Annotated in this window: 15 protein-coding genes; 10 read left to right on the top strand and 5 right to left on the bottom strand. The window is 64.3% G+C overall.

The genetic code is table 11. The features are described from left to right. The first annotated feature begins 60 nt into the window (after positions 1 to 60). The gene (gene thsA, locus METLI_RS11650; RefSeq protein WP_004040649.1) at positions 61 to 1,707 is read left to right on the top strand and encodes a thermosome subunit alpha; all 1,647 of its coding nucleotides are present in this window, start codon (positions 61 to 63) and stop codon (positions 1,705 to 1,707) included. A 337-nt stretch (positions 1,708 to 2,044) separates the two neighbouring features. Here the strand turns inward: thsA and METLI_RS11645 are convergent, their stop codons facing one another. Together METLI_RS11645 and METLI_RS11640 are read right to left on the bottom strand one after the other, a co-directional pair. After that, entirely contained in the window at positions 2,045 to 2,515 is a 471-nt protein-coding gene (locus METLI_RS11645) for a chemotaxis protein CheW (protein ID WP_004040648.1), read from the bottom strand. Positions 2,516 to 2,525: 10 nt separating this feature from the next. Then, complete coding sequence (locus METLI_RS11640; protein ID WP_004040647.1) at positions 2,526 to 4,502, bottom strand: methyl-accepting chemotaxis protein; 1,977 nt, start codon at positions 4,500 to 4,502, stop codon at positions 2,526 to 2,528. A gap of 213 nt (positions 4,503 to 4,715) precedes the next feature. On the opposite strand from METLI_RS11640, the gene METLI_RS11635 reads away from it, so the two are divergent. Then, entirely contained in the window at positions 4,716 to 5,087 is a 372-nt protein-coding gene (locus METLI_RS11635) for a hypothetical protein (RefSeq protein ID WP_004040646.1), read from the top strand. 100 nt (positions 5,088 to 5,187) lie between these two features. Here the strand turns inward: METLI_RS11635 and METLI_RS11630 are convergent, their stop codons facing one another. Then, positions 5,188 to 6,126, bottom strand: a complete 939-nt coding sequence (locus tag METLI_RS11630; protein WP_004040645.1) for a methenyltetrahydromethanopterin cyclohydrolase — start codon at positions 6,124 to 6,126, stop codon at positions 5,188 to 5,190. 285 nt (positions 6,127 to 6,411) lie between these two features. On the opposite strand from METLI_RS11630, the gene METLI_RS11625 reads away from it, so the two are divergent. The 8 genes from METLI_RS11625 to METLI_RS11590 are packed head-to-tail and all read left to right on the top strand — an operon-like array spanning position 6,412 to position 14,171. Then, positions 6,412 to 7,200, top strand: a complete 789-nt coding sequence (locus tag METLI_RS11625; protein WP_004040644.1) for a 2-amino-3,7-dideoxy-D-threo-hept-6-ulosonate synthase — start codon at positions 6,412 to 6,414, stop codon at positions 7,198 to 7,200. After that, entirely contained in the window at positions 7,197 to 7,979 is a 783-nt protein-coding gene (locus tag METLI_RS11620) for a 2-amino-3,7-dideoxy-D-threo-hept-6-ulosonate synthase (RefSeq protein WP_004040643.1), read from the top strand. The genes METLI_RS11625 and METLI_RS11620 overlap by 4 nt, the downstream gene beginning before the upstream one ends. Further along, on the top strand, positions 7,976 to 8,947 hold the full coding sequence (locus METLI_RS11615) for a 3-dehydroquinate synthase II (protein ID WP_004040642.1): 972 nt from the start codon (positions 7,976 to 7,978) through the stop codon (positions 8,945 to 8,947). Before METLI_RS11620 ends, METLI_RS11615 begins: the two co-directional genes overlap by 4 nt. 2 nt (positions 8,948 to 8,949) lie before the next feature. Further along, positions 8,950 to 9,774 (top strand): prephenate dehydrogenase/arogenate dehydrogenase family protein, encoded by an 825-nt coding sequence (locus METLI_RS11610; protein ID WP_004040641.1) that lies wholly within the window; start codon positions 8,950 to 8,952, stop codon positions 9,772 to 9,774. Next, positions 9,756 to 10,565 (top strand): prephenate dehydratase, encoded by an 810-nt coding sequence (locus METLI_RS11605; RefSeq protein WP_004040640.1) that lies wholly within the window; start codon positions 9,756 to 9,758, stop codon positions 10,563 to 10,565. The genes METLI_RS11610 and METLI_RS11605 overlap by 19 nt, the downstream gene beginning before the upstream one ends. Beyond that, positions 10,556 to 11,818: a 3-phosphoshikimate 1-carboxyvinyltransferase gene (gene aroA, locus METLI_RS11600; protein ID WP_048103859.1), complete on the top strand. Its 1,263-nt coding sequence runs from the start codon at positions 10,556 to 10,558 to the stop codon at positions 11,816 to 11,818. The genes METLI_RS11605 and aroA overlap by 10 nt, the downstream gene beginning before the upstream one ends. After that, entirely contained in the window at positions 11,815 to 13,164 is a 1,350-nt protein-coding gene (locus METLI_RS11595; protein ID WP_004040638.1) for a shikimate kinase, read from the top strand. The genes aroA and METLI_RS11595 overlap by 4 nt, the downstream gene beginning before the upstream one ends. Further along, on the top strand, positions 13,161 to 14,171 hold the full coding sequence (locus METLI_RS11590) for a chorismate synthase (protein ID WP_004040637.1): 1,011 nt from the start codon (positions 13,161 to 13,163) through the stop codon (positions 14,169 to 14,171). The genes METLI_RS11595 and METLI_RS11590 overlap by 4 nt, the downstream gene beginning before the upstream one ends. Positions 14,172 to 14,395: 224 nt before the next feature. On the opposite strand, the gene METLI_RS11585 is transcribed toward METLI_RS11590, so the two are convergent. Both METLI_RS11585 and METLI_RS11580 read right to left on the bottom strand, forming a co-directional pair. After that, the gene (locus METLI_RS11585) at positions 14,396 to 15,031 is read right to left on the bottom strand and encodes a type I 3-dehydroquinate dehydratase (RefSeq protein WP_004040636.1); all 636 of its coding nucleotides are present in this window, start codon (positions 15,029 to 15,031) and stop codon (positions 14,396 to 14,398) included. A gap of 52 nt (positions 15,032 to 15,083) precedes the next feature. Continuing rightward, a complete protein-coding gene (locus METLI_RS11580) occupies positions 15,084 to 15,425 on the bottom strand; it encodes a carboxymuconolactone decarboxylase family protein (RefSeq protein WP_004040635.1) in 342 nt (113 codons plus the stop codon). Between the last annotated feature and the right edge of the window lie 36 nt (positions 15,426 to 15,461).

Raw genomic sequence — 15,461 nt, 5'->3', positions numbered from 1 at the left:
CAAAATTTATATAGAACTACAAACCAACTATTTGAGCGCTAAATTCATGGGTGATATGTAATGTCTCAGCAACTGGGAGGACAACCAATCCTTATTCTTAAAGAAGGAAGTTCCCGCACCCGCGGGCGTGACGCACAGAGCATCAACATCGCCGCCGCCAAGGCCGTCGCCGCAGCGGTACGGACCACCCTCGGTCCGAAGGGGATGGACAAGATGCTCGTCGACACCATCGGCGACGTCGTGATCACGAATGACGGTGTGACCATCCTCAAGGAGATGGACATCGAACACCCGGCCGCAAAGATGATGGTCGAGGTCGCAAAGACCCAGGACGACGAGGTCGGCGACGGCACCACAACGTCGGTCGTTGTGGCCGGCGAACTCCTCAAGCGTGCCGAGGACCTCCTCGAACAGGACGTCCACCCCACGGTGATCGCCCACGGATACCGTATGGCCGCCGATAAGGCGATCGAGATCGTCAAAGATCTTGCCATCGACGTCAAGCCGAACGACGCCGACATCCTCCTGAAGATCGCGGGCACCGCCATGACCGGCAAGGGCGCCGAGGCCTCCAAGGACAAACTCTGCGACCTCATCGTCAGGGCGGTCACCATGGTTGCCGAAGAAGACGGCACCGTTGACCTCGACTTCATAAAGGTCGAGAAGAAGGTCGGCGGGTCCATCGAGGACTCCGGGATCGTCGAGGGCGTGCTCATCGACAAGGAGCGTGTCCACCCGGCGATGCCGAAGAAGGTCGACAACGCCAAGATCCTGCTGCTCAACGCCGCGGTCGAGTTCAAGAAGACCGAGGTCGACGCCGAGATCAACATCACGAGCCCCGACCAGCTCCAGATGTTCCTCGACGAGGAAGAGCGGATGATCAGAGGTATCGTCGACAAGATCATCGCCTCGGGCGCGAACGTCCTCTTCTGCCAGAAGGGCATCGACGACATCGCCCAGCACTACCTTGCGAAGGCCGGCATCTTCGCCACCCGCCGCGTGAAGAAGAGCGACATGGAGAAGCTCTCCCGTGCGACCGGTGCGACCCTGATCTCCTCCATCGACGCCATCTCCCCCGAAGAACTCGGTTTCGCCGGGATCGTCGAGGAGCGGAAGGTCTCGGGCGAGGACATGACCTTCGTCGAGCAGTGCAAGAACCCCAAGGCGGTCTCGATCATCATCAAGGGCGGCACCGAGCATGTCGTCGACGAGCTTGACCGCGCCATCGAGGACGCCCTCCGCGTCGTCGAGGTCGCCCTCCGCGACAAGAAGTTCGTCGCCGGCGGCGGCTCCCCTGAGGTCGAGCTCTCCCTCCGTCTCCGCGAGTATGCGGCGACCGTCGGCGGCCGTGCTCAGCTTGCCATCGAAGCCTTTGCCAGCGCTCTCGAGATCATCCCGCGGACCCTTGCAGAGAACGCGGGTCTCGACCCGATCGACATCCTGGTGGACCTCCGTGCGGCCCACGAGAAGGGCCAGAAGACCGCGGGTCTCGATGTCAACACCGGCAAGGCCGGCGACATGCTCGCCCAGGGCGTTGTCGAGCCCCTGCGCGTGAAGACCCAGGCGATCAGCTCCGCCGCCGAGGCGGCCGTGATGATCCTCAGGATCGACGACGTCATTGCCTCGTCCAAATCTGCCGGCCCCTCACCCGAGGAGATGGCGGCAATGGGCGGCGGCATGGGCGGCATGGGCATGCCCCCGATGTAAGTGCCAAACGCCTGCATATGCCCTGAACACAGGGCACCAGCCTTTTTTTCGAGCGCTCTCTTCTGGCTGCCTTCGTAGATCCAGCCGCTCACGCAAGAGCTCTGAACACGATCGCTCCCTTCGCGTGAGTGGATAGTAAACCGATGAATCGCACGCGAAGCCGCAAAAAGACGCGAGGATACGGAAGAGTGTTTCTGGGCTTTGTTTCTTTGCGTGAGCGGATCAGTGCGCCGGTGTCGCGGGGTCTGCCGTCCAGTCAAACTGCGATAGGCGGTGGGACCGGGGCGGGGTTATCCACGTGAAAGGGCGAAAAGAAAAAAAGATACGGTGCGGGTCTTCAGGCCGGATGCCCGATCAGCTGTTCGAGCACCTTCTGCATGTCGACCCAGATGATCAGATTCTTGGCGTCGCCGCTCTCGGCCGCCTTGTCGTTCACCTTGATGATCCCTTTGACAAAGGCATCCCGCGTGAGGGCGTCGTCCATCTTCTCGACATCGTTCTCTGAGATCTGCATCACCGAGAGGACATCGTCGACGATGATCCCGACGTTGGAGCCCCCGGCCGCCTCAGGGACGAGGATGATGATCTTCCGCCGCTCCTGGTTTCCGGCTGCAGGGATGCCCAGGAGGGTCGAGAGGTTCATGACCGTCGTGATCTCGCCGCGAAGGTTGATGATCCCCGCAATATGGGGGGGGGCCCTCGGCACCGGCGTGATCGGGACCATCTCGACGATCTCCCGTGCGAGGGAAATGTCGAGGGCGTAGTGCTCGTCCGCGACTTCGAATTCTACCACATCAACGTTTGTCACACCCTTCACCTTACTTCAATCTGAACGAGTCCAGGCTTTCCTTCATCTCTCCGGCCATTTCAGCGACCTCCTCGGCGGCGCTGCCGACCTCCTGGGCCGAGGCCGATACTTCCTCGGTCAGGGCGGCCATGTCCTCGATCCGCGCCATCGTCTCCTTCGTCATCCTGTTTGTCACGTCCATCCGCTCCATCACGCGGTTGGTGGCGCTCGCCTGGTCCTCGGTCGCCCGTGCGATCTCGGAAACGCTCTCATGCGCCTCTTTGACGGCGGCGACGATCCGGTTCAGGGTATCGATCGCCTGGTTGACGCTCTCGACCCCGGCGGCGATCTCTGCGATGGCCGCCTGAAGGTCCCGGCCGGTCTTCTCGCTCTTGGACTGGATGCTGCCGATGAGGTCTTCGATATGGTTGGTTGCGTTCTTGGACTCGCCGGCAAGGTTGCGCACCTCGCCTGCGACCACGGCGAAGCCCCTCCCGTGCTCGCCCGCCCTCGCTGCTTCGATGGCGGCGTTCAGTGCAAGCAGGTTGGTCTGGCTGGAGATGTCATTGATGAGTTTGACGATCTTGGAGATCTCCTGCATCTCCCTGTTCAGCTGTGAAAACTCCTCGACGCCTTCCTTTGTAATGGTTTCGACCTGGCGCATCTTCTGGGTCGCCTCACGCCCGAGTTTGTCGGCCTCGTTCCCGACCCTGACCGCCGCGGCGGTCCCGTCGAGCACGCCCTGTGCGGTGCTGGCGATCTCCTCGATCGATGCCGAGAGGTCGGACATCGCGCGCGCCACCTCTTCGAGATTTTCGAGCTGCCTTTTCGCGTCCTCTGCGCTCTGCTGGCTCTTGGACGCGACCTGCTCGATCGCCCGGGAGATGTCGGCCGAGCTGCGGCTCGTCTCCGCCGAACTGCCCCTCACCTTCTCGCCGATACCGGATGCCTTGATCAGGGCCGCCTTGATCCCTTCGCGGGAATGGCGGTAGTTGAGCTTGAGGTCGCGGAGCGGATCGTTATCCTCGATCTCCACGAGTGCGGTGAGGTCGCCCTTTGCCATCTCGTCCATGGCAACTTTCAGTTCTTCTGCGCTTGTGGCGAGAAGGGCGGCCTGCTGCTGCGTCTCTCTCTCCTTTTCCACGAGTGCGGTGTTGTCCTGGTAGATGTAGTAGTTGACATCGATCTCCCCGTTTTCATCCAGGATCGGGAGCTGGAAGAGGCGGAGATAGGTCTTTGTCCGGTCTTCCCAGGAGATCTCCATGTCAGAGACTGCCATCTTCTTCGTCTCGAATGAGGCGTAGAAATCGTCGCCGGTCGTCTTGATGTTGAAGTCGTAGAGCTTCTTCGCCATCAGTTCGTCGTACGAGCCGCGCCAGGCCTTCTCGTACTGTTTGTTGAGGTCGAGGCGGTGCTTGTCGGCAGCGAGGACGGCGATCGCCTGAGGGTTGTACTTGACGAAGTGGTCGGCACGCCTCTGCAGGGCGCGGATCTTCTCGAGCTCGTTCATCTGCTCGGTGAGGTCCTGGTAGATATAGTAGTTGACGTCGATCTCCCCGTTTTCGTCCAGGATCGGGAGCTGGAAGAGGCGGAGATAGGTCTTTGTCTGGTCTTCCCAGGAGATCTCCATGTCAGAGACCGCCATCTTCTTTGTCTTGAAGGAGGCGTAGAAATCGTCGCCGGTCGTCTTGATATTGAAGTCGTAGAGTTTCTTTGCCATCAGTTCGTCGTACGAGCCGCGCCAGGCCTTCTCGTACTGTTTGTTGAGGTCGAGGCGGTGCTTGTCGCCGGCGAGGACGGCGATTGCCTGGGGATTAAATTTTACGAAGGCATCGGCCCTCCTTTTCAACTTTTCAGCTTCTGCCATCCGCTCTATGGCGGTATTGACCATTTTTCCGAGGGGTCTGAACTCCTCCTGGAGGAGATCGATGTTGATCCGCACTGAATGGTCTCCTTTCAGGGCGCGCTGCAGGGTATCTTCAATTTTTTCTGGTTTTTCTATTGTCATCGTATCGTCCCTCACGCACTGTGTTGTGTGGTTAAATTATTTTAATAACTCAATTAATCTATCTTTCTATTCTTAATTTAGACAATTCTGACAATAATATTATTTTATTTAATAAATATATCGGGTGGCGCTGTTATATCTGATTATTATTCTATTTGGTGGCTGCAATCCCGGCGGGGTAAGTATATGAAGATCAAACGACGAGGGGAACACATGGTCGAACGGTTCATTTTTACAAAATATCGTACCTCCTGTTACCACTGCCACGAGGATGCCGACCAGGTGATCAAGGCGGTCTCGTCACAGGCGCAGGTGGCGTGCGCGAACTGCGGGGCGACGCGTATCTTTGTCCCGCGGGTGGAGGATGTCAGTGCGGCCGGTACCTATACCCCGATCAGCTGTTACGACATCTGGGATCTTGAGACGGTCGCACCGTGCAAGAACTGCGGTGTCGAGGGTCTGCACGACCTGATCGTCGGCTGCAACCAGTTCACGACCAGGTGCAGGAACTGCGGCTACACGCACTTCTACAAGTTCAACCTGGAATACGTTGCACAGTGCCCGATCGAAGAGAAAAAAGGATAAGGATCCAGGCATTCAAACGCGCTTTCCCCGCGAGAGAAAGTATGATGTCAATGGGATGAGGACGATCCCCCTGCTCTGTGCAGGCGCCCTCTGGACAGAATTACCTGATGTCGGTGATCCGATCTGTCCGGCCCCGTCGTTTTCTGATCCCGAAATGTTCGAGGATTTTTGTGGGATCCCTGGACCCGAAACGGCGGACGCTCCCGTCCCTGAGGTCTGAGATGGTGGCCTCGGCGATGGGTGCGGTGAACCTCCCCTCCCGCCCGGCGCCCGCGGTTCCTCGTTCATCGACAACCCCGGAAAGTGCCTCCTCAAAGCCGTCCGCGATCAGGTGGAGCGTCCCGCAGGCTGAACCGGCCAGGGATGCAGCGGCCCTGACACTCTCACCGTCCGGACCGGGCGGCGCCACCGGCACCCTGAGGGCGAGGTGGACGATTCGCAGGGGTTCAAAGCCTGTGTTCATGATCCGTGCAAGGGCCGTCGCTGCGGCAAGCCCGGCGAGGTGGACTGTTCCGGCGATGCTCCCGGCCGGGGCGACCATGAGGGTGAGGTTCGCCGGATCGATCCGGCAGGCCTCGGCGATGATCCCGGCCTCGCTCTCGTCCGGTGGCCAGTCGGCGGTAAGGGTGATCAGGGCCTCTTCTGCACTCTCTTCATGATTCAGTCGCTGGTAGAGTGCCGCCGGCTTTCTGGCGAGTGCCCTTCCAGGCCCGCCCGCGTCGGCGCCCTCTCCGGCGGCCGTCACCCTCCAGAGGGGGAGCTGGGCGCCGAGGCAGGCAATCGCCGGGTTCGAGACGGTCATGTGGAGGACCGGGATGGCATAGGGTCCAAACTCCCCGATCTCGATACGCGCCGCGGCACATCCCCCGCAGCACGCCTCGACGAGGCGGCACCCGGCCTCATAACTCCCGGGAACATCGGCGCCGCAGTCGACGATCCGTGCGCCGCAGTCCATGGTTCCGGCCCTGATCCCGAGGGGATCTGCCCGGGCAACCATCCCTGCGGTCGTCTGGAGGGCCCCGGCGTTCAGACTGATCATGGGCAGTCCTCTCCCTCCCGGTATATATAGTGTCTGCGCCCCTCCCTCTTCGCCTCCAACAGGTTATTATACTGCTCCTGCAAAATAGGATGGATAATGTGTGGTGAATGTTTTTTCGCCAGTGAATGTCTTTACCTTCACTAGCCCGGCCCATACACATCACGCAGGTATTGCTTCTCTGAACGCCGTTCTCAGAGCGACCGCGCTCGAGGGCTTCTTTTTTAGGTATTTTTATCTCTTTTAAACGTCCCCGCAGTATGTCATGCCGCCGGGGAGGAGTTGATCATGAGAGGAAAACAGATCAGGATGGAACGCATCATGGACCGGAACACCGGAAAGACGATCATCGTACCGATGGATCACGGTGTGACGGCCGGGCCCATGCCCGGACTCATCGATATGGGAAAGACCGTTGACCTTGTCGCCGCCGGCGGAGCAAACGCCGTGCTCGGCCACCCTGGCCTCGCCCTCTACGGCCACCGGCAGAGCGGGAGGGACGTGGGGCTCATTCTCCACCTCTCGGCCTCGACGAGTCTCGGGCCCGATCCGAACGAGAAGGTGATCGTGAACACCGTCACCAACGCCCTGAAGATGGGCGCCGACGCCGTCTCGGTCCATATCAATATCGGCGCTCCTTCAGAGGCGCGGATGCTCGCAGACCTCGGGAGGATCGGCGTGGAGTGCATGGAGTGGGGGATGCCCCTGCTGGCGATGATGTACCCGCGGGGCGCAAAGATCGCCGACGAGAAGGATGTCGGAGCGGTCTGCCTCGCGGCGCGGGCCGGTGCCGAACTCGGCGCCGACATCGTCAAGACCGTCTACACCGGCGACCCGGACTCGTTCCGGGAGGTAACGAGGGGCTGTCCGGTGCCGGTGGTCGTCGCCGGGGGTTCGAAGACCGACGACCTCTCGACCCTGCAGTTGATCGAGGGGGCGATGGAGGGCGGCGCCGCCGGGATCTCCATCGGGAGAAACGCCTTCCAGCACCCGCACCCCGACCTCTTCATCATGGCGGCGGCGGCGATCGTGCATGGAGGACGGAGTGCGGAAGAGGCGCTGGAGATGGTGAAATGATCGGAAAAGCGATCCGTCTCGAACGGATTATGGACAGGAACACCGGAAGGACGGTCATCGTCCCGATGGACCACGGCTTCACCCTCGGCCAGATCGAGGGGCTGCGGCGGATGCCCGAGGCGGTTGCGGCCGTCTCCGAGGGCGGCGCGAACGCGATCGTGATGCACAAGGGCATGGTGAAGGCGGGCCACCGCGGCCACGGCCGGGACATCGGGCTGATCGTCCACCTCTCGGCCTCGACCTCTCTGAACCCCGACCCCGACGACAAGGTGCTCGTCTGCACCGTGGAGGAGGCGGTCGCCCTCGGCGCCGACGCGGTCTCGATCCACATCAACCTCGGGGCGCCGCACGAGTCGCGGATGATCGAGGCGGCCGGCGAGGTCTCGAAGGAGTGCACCCGCTGGGGGATGCCGCTCCTCGTGATGATCTACCCGCGGGGCAAGGGGATCGACCCGCGTTCCCCCGCGGCCGTGGGCCACTGCGTCAGGGTTGCCGAAGAGCTCGGCGCCGACCTGATCAAGACGAACTACACCGGCGACCCGGCCTCATTCGCCGAGATCACCGCCGCCTGCTCGGTGCCGGTGCTCATCGCCGGCGGGGAGAAGGCCGGCGACCTCGCCACCCTCTCGGCAATCAGGGACGCCGTCTCGGCCGGGGCGTCAGGGGTGTGCATCGGGAGAAACGCCTTCCAGCGTGACGAGCCAGCATCCTTTGTGCGGGCGCTCTGCCGGGTCGTCCACGAGGAGACCGCACCCGACGCCGCACTGGAGGGCCAATGAAACTGTTCTGGGTGGACGTGCGCCCCTGGAACAAGGAGATCGCCACGGCGGCGATCGAGGCCGGTGCGCAGGCGCTGGTCGTCGATGCGGCCGCCGATGCGAGAGGCCTCGGCCGGATCACGACGATCGCGCCCGACGGCGACCTGGTGCCGGGAACGGACGTCGTCTTTGCCGAGGTGACGCCCGAGTCGCCCCTCCCGGATGCGGGCCGGGCGGTCCTGGTCGTCTCTACGTCTGACTGGACGATCATCCCGCTCGAAAACCTGGTGGCGGCCTCTGACCGCGTCGTCGCTGTCGTCAGGAATGCAGAGGAGGCGAAACTCGCCCTCGGCATCCTTGAGAAGGGCGTCGCCGGCGTGCTTCTCCAGACCGGCGATCCTCTCGAGGTCGGCCGCGTCGCCGCCGCCGTGCAGGCGGAGAGCCCGCGCCTCGCGATCGTCCCCTTCACCGTCACCGCCGTTCGGCAGATCGGGATGGGAGACCGCGCCTGCATCGACACCTGCTCCCTCCTCGCCGAAGGGGAGGGGATGCTCCTCGGCAACACCTCGTCGGGGTTCCTGCTCGTGCTTGCCGAGACGGCGGAGAACCCGTACGTCGCACCGCGGCCCTTCAGGGTGAACGCCGGTGCGGTCCACGCCTACCTGCTCCGCCCTGACGGGCGCACCTCGTACCTCTCCGAGGTGCGGGCGGGCGACGCCGTCATGGTTGCGGATGCAACCGGCGCCACCGCCGAGGCGGCGGTCGGGCGGGTGAAGATCGAGCGCCGCCCCCTCCTCCTGGTCGAGGCCGCGGCCGGGGACGGGAAAGCCGGGCTCGTCCTCCAGAACGCCGAGACCGTGCGGCTGATGGGCAAGTCCGGGCCGGTCTCGGTCGCCGCCCTGAAGGAGGGCGACGTCGTCATGGGGTGCGCCATGGCGAAGGGCCGCCATTTCGGCATGGCGGTCGAGGAGACGATCACGGAGACCTGAGGATGCATATCGGTATTATCGGCGGCACCGGCGGGATGGGCTCCCTCTTCGCCCGGGTCTTTGCGGCGGCCGGGCACCAGGTCTCGGTCTCAGGGCGGCACACCCCTCTCTCGAACGCCGACCTTGCCCGGGGATGCGACGTGGTCATCGTCTCCGTGCCCATCGGGAGCGCGGTCGAGGTGATCCGCGAGATCGCTCCCCTCCTCCGAGAGGGGCAGGTGCTCTGCGACTTCACCTCGCTGAAGGCCGCACCAGTTGCGGCGATGCTGGAGACGAACGCCGCCGTCCTCGGGCTGCACCCGATGTTCGGCCCCTCGGTCCCCTCCCTGCACGGGCAGACGATCATCGCCTGTCCGGTCAGGATCTCTCCCGAACGGGCGGAAGAGGTGCTCGGCGTCTTCAGGGCGGCCGGAGCTGTGGTCACGGTGATGGACCCGGCCGAGCACGACCGCCTGATGGCGGTGGTGCAGGGGCTCGCCCATTTTGCGACCCTGACCGTCGCCGGGACGATGCGCCGTCTCGGCGTCGACCTCGACGCCCTGCTCGCCGCAACAAGCCCGGTCTACCGGATCGAGACCGCCCTTGTCGGCCGGATCCTGGGTCAGGACCCTGACCTCTATGGCCCGATTCTCAGGGAGAACCCGACGATGCCGGCGGTCCTCTCTGCCTTTGAAGAGGCCGCCGGAGAACTCAGGCAGGCGGTGGAGGCGGGAGACGGCGAGGCGTTCAGGCGTATCTTCGATGCGGACGCCGCATTCTTCAGGGCGTACATCCCGCAGGCGACAGAAGACTCGGAGGCGCTGGTGCGATGCCTGGCAGACCATTGAAACTCGCCGCCCTCGGCCCTGAGGGGACGTTCTCCCACACCCTCGCCGTGCGCCTCGCGGACGAGGTGATCCTCCTCCCGACGATCGGGGCGGTCTTCGCCCATGTCGCCGCAGGTCTGGGTGACGGCCTCGTCCCGATCGAGAACAGCGAGGCCGGAGGTGTCGGCCCTACTCTCGACGGACTTCTGGCGCACCCCGTGTTCGTCACCGGCGAGGTCTATCTCCCGGTCCGTCATCATCTTGCCTCGTTTGTGAAAAAAGAGGAGATCAATCTGCTCTATGTCCATCCCCAGACCCATGAGCAATGCTCCCGTCTGACCGACGCCCTCGGGGTGGAGGTGGTCCATACACCCTCGAATGCGGCGAGCGCCCGGGCGGTGCTGCCCGGCAGTCGTGCAGCGGCGATCACGACGCGGGAGGCGGCGTTCCGCGCCGGCGTCCCCGTGATCGAGCAGAACATTCAGGACGCCGCGGAGAACACCACCAGGTTCGTGGTCATCTCAAAGCGGCCGTATGTGGGGGAGGATGCGGTCAAGTGTTCGGTCCTCCTCGACCCGAGGACCGACCGCACCGGCCTGCTCGCCGATCTCCTTGCGGTGTTCGCGCGGCTGGAGATCAACCTCACCAGGATCGAGTCCCGCCCGGCGAAACGCGGGATCGGGCGCTACGTCTTCTTCCTGGACGGCGAGGCGGTGCCGCAGTGGGGGGAGGCGCTGAAGGGCCTCGCAGCCCTCACCGAGGTGAAGCCCTTCGGCTGCTACCCACGTCTGGAGGTGGGCGATTGGAGGTGAACCTCTCCCGGCGGTCGGGCGTGGAGATCCGCGTTGCGGCCCCGCCCTCGAAGAGCCTCACCCACCGCGCCCTCGTCGCCGCCGCCCTTGCCGATGGTGTCTCTGAAATCCTGCGCCCGCTGGCCTCCGAGGACACCACCCTCACCAGCCAGGGCCTCCGGGCCCTCGGTGTGGCGGTTGAGGCGAACGGCGACGGTCTCTCGGTCAGGGGATGCGGCGGACGGTTCCAGACCCGCGGCCCGGTCACGCTCGACCTGCGGAACTCGGGCACAAGCCTGCGCCTCCTTGCCGGCGTTGCGACCCTCTCCACCTTCCCGGTCACCCTGACCGGGAGCGCCAGGATGCAGGAACGCCCGGTCGGACCCCTGGGAGATGCGATCGCCGCCCTGGGGGGCGAGGTCGGCTATACGGTGCGTCCAGGCTACCCGCCGATCACCGTCCGCGGTCCGGCGAGGGGCGGCGCCGCCGTGATCAGGGGCGATATCTCAAGCCAGTTCGTCTCCTCCCTCCTGATGGCCGCCCCCTGCTGGGAGGATGGGCTTGACCTCACCCTCATCCCCCCGCTGGTTTCTGTGTCATACCTCGACCTGACGGCGGCGGTGATGAGGTCGTTCGGCGTCGAAATTATGCGGGAGGGCGAGCATTTTTCCGTGTCGCCCGGCGTCTACCGCCGCCGGATCTATGCGGTCGAGGGCGACTGGTCCTCGGCCTCGTATTTCTTTGCGATCGGGGCGGTCTGCGGCGGCCGGGTCGTCGTCGAGAACCTGGATCCTGCATCCCTGCAGGGCGACCGGCTTTTCGTCGAGGCGCTGGAGATGATGGGGGCGTCGGTCAGGTACGGCGAGGACGGGATCGTCCTGGAGTCCAATGGTGACCTCGACGGGATCGAGGCAGATATGGCCGCCGCCCCTGATACCGTTCAGACCCTTGCGGCCGTTGCGGCCTTCGCCCGCGGGCCGACGCGGATCACCGGCATCGCCCACCTGCGGTATAAGGAGAGCGACCGCATCGCGGCGATCGAGCGGGTGCTTGGCAGCGTCGGCGCCCGGGTGGTGGTGGAGGAGGACGCCGTCACCATCACCCCCGGCCCCCTGCACGGTGCGACGGTGGACCCGGAGAACGACCACCGCACGGCGATGAGCGCCGCCGTGATCGGCCTTGGCGCCGGGGGGGTGCGCGTGACAGGCGCCGGGTGCGTGGACAAGTCCTTCCCCCAATTCTGGAACGTCCTCCAGGAGGCCGGGCTCCTATGAAGGTGGTGCTGACCGGCTACCGGGGCACGGGCAAGACGACCGTCGGCAGACTGCTCGCCCGCCGTCTCGGCCTCCCCTTCATCGATACCGATGCCGAGATCGAACGGCTGGCCGGGGCGTCGATACCGGCGATCTTTGCCTCGGCCGGGGAGGAAGGATTCAGGACGCTGGAGCGCGAGGTGATCGCAGGGCTCTCCGATGTCGAGGGCGTGATCAGCGCCGGCGGCGGGGCGGTGCTCGACCCGGCGAATGTCGCCGCCTTCAGGAAGGGGGGGATCGTCGTCCTCCTTGAAGCCTCCGCAGAAACGATCTGCGGGCGGATCGGCGGTTCTGACCGCCCGCCCCTCACCGCCCTCTCGCCTGAGGAGGAGGTAGGGGCGCTTCTTGCGGCACGCCGCCCCTTCTACCGTCGGGCGGCCGATTTCTGCGTCGATACCGGCACATCTCAGCCTGGCGAGGTCGCCTTCGCCGTGCTTGCCCTCCTCAAGGGGCGGCGGCGCGACCGGGCAGGTTTTGCCGGGTTCGAGATGCCCGAAGGTGAGGCCGGGCGGCTTGCGGCCCTCCGGGACACGACCCGCCTCTATGCGATCGCCGGTCACCCCTGTCTCCACAGCCAAAGCCCGCCGCTCTGGAACGCCCTCTTCGAGCGCTACGCCATCGATGCGCACTATACCTGGCTCGGGCACCCTGACTTCGGGGCGATCCTGGAGGGGGCACAGGCCCTCGGCGTGCAGGGGCTTTCGGTGACGATCCCGCACAAGGAGGCGGCCCTTGCCGCGGCCGATCTGGCCGATCCCCATGCGGAGGCGATCGGCGCCGCGAACACCCTCCTGCTCAGGTGCGGTGAGGTCTCGGCCTCGAACACCGACTGGACCGGGGTGCGCCGCCCGCTGGAGGGGGTGCCGCCCGGCCCGGCGGTCGTGCTCGGCGCCGGGGGTGCAGCGGCCGCCGCTGTCTACGCCCTCCTCGACCTCGGGTGCGAGGTGACGGTGCTCGCCCGGAATGTGGATGCGGCAAAGGCGCTCGCCTCCCGTTTCGGCTGTGGCGCCGGCTCTCTCCAGGACTTCGGAAGGATCAGGCCGGCGATCGTCGTCCATGCCACGCCGGTCGGGATGGCGGGCGATCCCCGCTCGCTCCTCTCTCCCGGCGACCTCGACCCCTCGATGACCGTCTTCGACCTCGTCTACACCCCGGCAAAGACCCCGCTCCTGCGGGCGGCCGCCGCCCGCGGCTGCCTGACGATCCCGGGCACCGAGATGTTTGTCTATCAGGCCTGCGAACAGTTCCTCCATATGACCGGCATTGCGGTGGAGCCCGGGATTGTCAGGGAGGTGCTTGAAAAATGAACACCTTCGGGCGTTTTTTCCGGGTCACCACCTTCGGGGAGAGCCATGGCCCGGCGATCGGCGCCGTCGTCGACGGCTGCCCCTCTGGCGTCCCGCTCTCTGTGGCCGATATTCAGCCCCTGCTCGACCGCAGAAAACCGGGCGGCCCCCTCTCTTCGCCGCGCGCCGAGGCTGACGAGGTGGAGATCCTCTCGGGCGTCTTTGAAGGATTGACGACCGGCACCCCGATCGCCCTCCTGATCAGGAACCGCGACGTGCGGAGCGGTGACTATGACGCCCTCAGGGACATCTTCAGGCCTGGCCATGCAGACTATTCCTACCTGATGAAATACGGCCGGCGCGACCACCGCGGCGGCGGGCGGAGTTCGGGCCGGGAAACGGCCGCACGGGTGGCGGCCGGTGCGGTGGCGATGGCCGTGCTGGGGGGAGCAGGGATCTCGATCGCCGGTTCGGTCCGCGAGGTGCACGGGGTCTCTGACCCTGAACGCTTTGAAGATGAGGTGCGGGCTGCGCAGGCACGCGGTGACTCGGTCGGCGGGATTGCCGAGGTGCGGGCCGCCGGCGTCCCGGCCGGTCTCGGCAGCCCGGTCTTTGACAAACTCGATGCCGCCATCGCCGGCGCCATGATGGGGATCGGGGCGGTGAAGGGCGTCGAGATCGGGGAGGGCTTCGGTGCCGCACGCCTCTCCGGCTCGGAGAACAACGATGAAATGGACGCTGCGGGTTTCCTCTCCAACCACGCCGGCGGCATCCTCGGCGGGATCTCGACGGGTCAGGAGATCGTCGTCCGCCTGGCGGTGAAGCCGACGCCGTCGATCGCCCTCCCGCAGAGGACCGTGGATGTCCGCGGTGAGGAGCGGGAGATCTCTATCGGTGGGCGGCACGACCCCTGCATCGCCTTCAGGCTCGTCCCGGTGGCGGAGGCGATGCTCGCCCTCGTGCTCGTCGACGCCCTGCTGGAGGGTCGGGCGTATGGCCGGAGCGTTGCCGGGCAGATGGGGAGATAACCCCGTCTGTTCTCCCGGCACTTTTTTGGGTATTTTCCTCGGATTTTTTCGTGCGATTTCCTGGGAGAACGATCTCACGCTATAGCCGCGAAGTTGCTGGGAGCAGGCCCGGGCTTCGTTTTTTCGCGCCTTCGCGAGGGTATCTGCGGGATGAACGGAGGGTGTAAAAAAACGGGTGTCTGCCGGCGCCCCTCAATTTCCCGGCAGAATGGTGAAAGAGGGGGTCAGTGATAGGTGAGCAGTTCTTTCAGCTGCTGCAGCTCCCTGATGTCGTACTGCCCTTTTGCCGTCGGGGTGCCGATGTGGCAATAGACCATCTCCGACCCGAAGAACGGGAGGAAGGTCCGGGCATACCTGAATTCTGCCCCCTGGACGCTCGTGATCAGCGGTTTATCCGCATCGAGCGTGAAGGCGAGGAGGTCGAGGAGATCGTGCGTCGACGAGGGCGTGACCGCGATCTTCGGAATGTCTCCGAAGGACCTGAGGTCGCGCTCGATCGCCTTCAGGTCGTCGGGAGGGGGCATGTAGTTGATATGCGCCGATGCGATGACCTGCGTGTGCTGGTAGCGTATGAGGGGGGCGAACCGCCTGAACCGCCGTTCCACGTCCACGTAGTCCACGAGGTCGAGAAAGGGCTGAACGATCGAGAACCAGCGGTCGGGGTCGCCGGTGAAGGCGCCTCCCTCCTCCCGACTCCTCAGGGTGGCGATGAGAGGGGCCGCGCACGCCTTGCTGCACCCGGCCATCGCCGCTGAAAGGTCTTCATCCATGAGATCGAGCCTGAGCTCGATAAGATCCGCCCCGAGGGCCACCGCTTTCTGGATCTCGTCAGGACTCGTCAGTGAGACGACGATCTTCATATGCTCAGGTATCAGACACTCACGGGTTATATGCCTGTCCCTGCATGACAGATTATTCGGCGCCGAACTCGTCGCAGGCGTCGATCACATACCTGAGATAGGCCATCGACGGTCCGCCGCCCATCAGGACCGCCATGAACCCGCCTTCCATGATCTCCTGCCGCGTTGCCCCGGCCTCGATCGCCGCCTTTGCGTGGATGGAGATGCAAAACGGGCAGTGTTCGGAGACCGCGAGGGCGACACCGAGAATCTCTTTGTACTTCTCCGGCAGGGCGCCCTCTTTTGAGGCCTCATGCGCAAATCCTGCAAAGGCATTCCAGAGCGCGGGGTCGAACGCTGCCACATCTTTATTCGTTTGCTGGATCTCTCTGAGGTATTCGGTGATTCCGGTCATGATATCTGGTTGATATTGCGTTTGGGGGCCGATATA

Origin of the sequence: Methanofollis liminatans DSM 4140 (genome assembly GCF_000275865.1) — an archaeon.
GTDB lineage: Archaea > Halobacteriota > Methanomicrobia > Methanomicrobiales > Methanofollaceae > Methanofollis > Methanofollis liminatans.
Note: the sequence above shows the minus strand (reverse complement) of the source record. Positions and strands in the feature narration are given on the sequence as shown.

Excerpts from the sequence above, each read along its gene's own strand:
- METLI_RS11640 (WP_004040647.1), bottom strand. The coding sequence starts at position 4,502 with ATGACAATAGAAAAACCAGAAAAAATTGAAGATACCCTGCAGCGCGCC.
- thsA (WP_004040649.1), top strand. The coding sequence starts at position 61 with ATGTCTCAGCAACTGGGAGGACAACCAATCCTTATTCTTAAAGAAGGA.
- METLI_RS11615 (WP_004040642.1), top strand. The coding sequence starts at position 7,976 with ATGAAACTGTTCTGGGTGGACGTGCGCCCCTGGAACAAGGAGATCGCC.
- METLI_RS11590 (WP_004040637.1), top strand. The coding sequence starts at position 13,161 with ATGAACACCTTCGGGCGTTTTTTCCGGGTCACCACCTTCGGGGAGAGC.
- METLI_RS11625 (WP_004040644.1), top strand. The coding sequence starts at position 6,412 with ATGAGAGGAAAACAGATCAGGATGGAACGCATCATGGACCGGAACACC.
- METLI_RS11610 (WP_004040641.1), top strand. The coding sequence starts at position 8,950 with ATGCATATCGGTATTATCGGCGGCACCGGCGGGATGGGCTCCCTCTTC.
- METLI_RS11585 (WP_004040636.1), bottom strand. The coding sequence starts at position 15,031 with ATGAAGATCGTCGTCTCACTGACGAGTCCTGACGAGATCCAGAAAGCG.
- METLI_RS11605 (WP_004040640.1), top strand. The coding sequence starts at position 9,756 with ATGCCTGGCAGACCATTGAAACTCGCCGCCCTCGGCCCTGAGGGGACG.
- METLI_RS11595 (WP_004040638.1), top strand. The coding sequence starts at position 11,815 with ATGAAGGTGGTGCTGACCGGCTACCGGGGCACGGGCAAGACGACCGTC.
- METLI_RS11620 (WP_004040643.1), top strand. The coding sequence starts at position 7,197 with ATGATCGGAAAAGCGATCCGTCTCGAACGGATTATGGACAGGAACACC.
- METLI_RS11630 (WP_004040645.1), bottom strand. The coding sequence starts at position 6,126 with ATGATCAGTCTGAACGCCGGGGCCCTCCAGACGACCGCAGGGATGGTT.
- METLI_RS11635 (WP_004040646.1), top strand. The coding sequence starts at position 4,716 with ATGGTCGAACGGTTCATTTTTACAAAATATCGTACCTCCTGTTACCAC.
- METLI_RS11580 (WP_004040635.1), bottom strand. The coding sequence starts at position 15,425 with ATGACCGGAATCACCGAATACCTCAGAGAGATCCAGCAAACGAATAAA.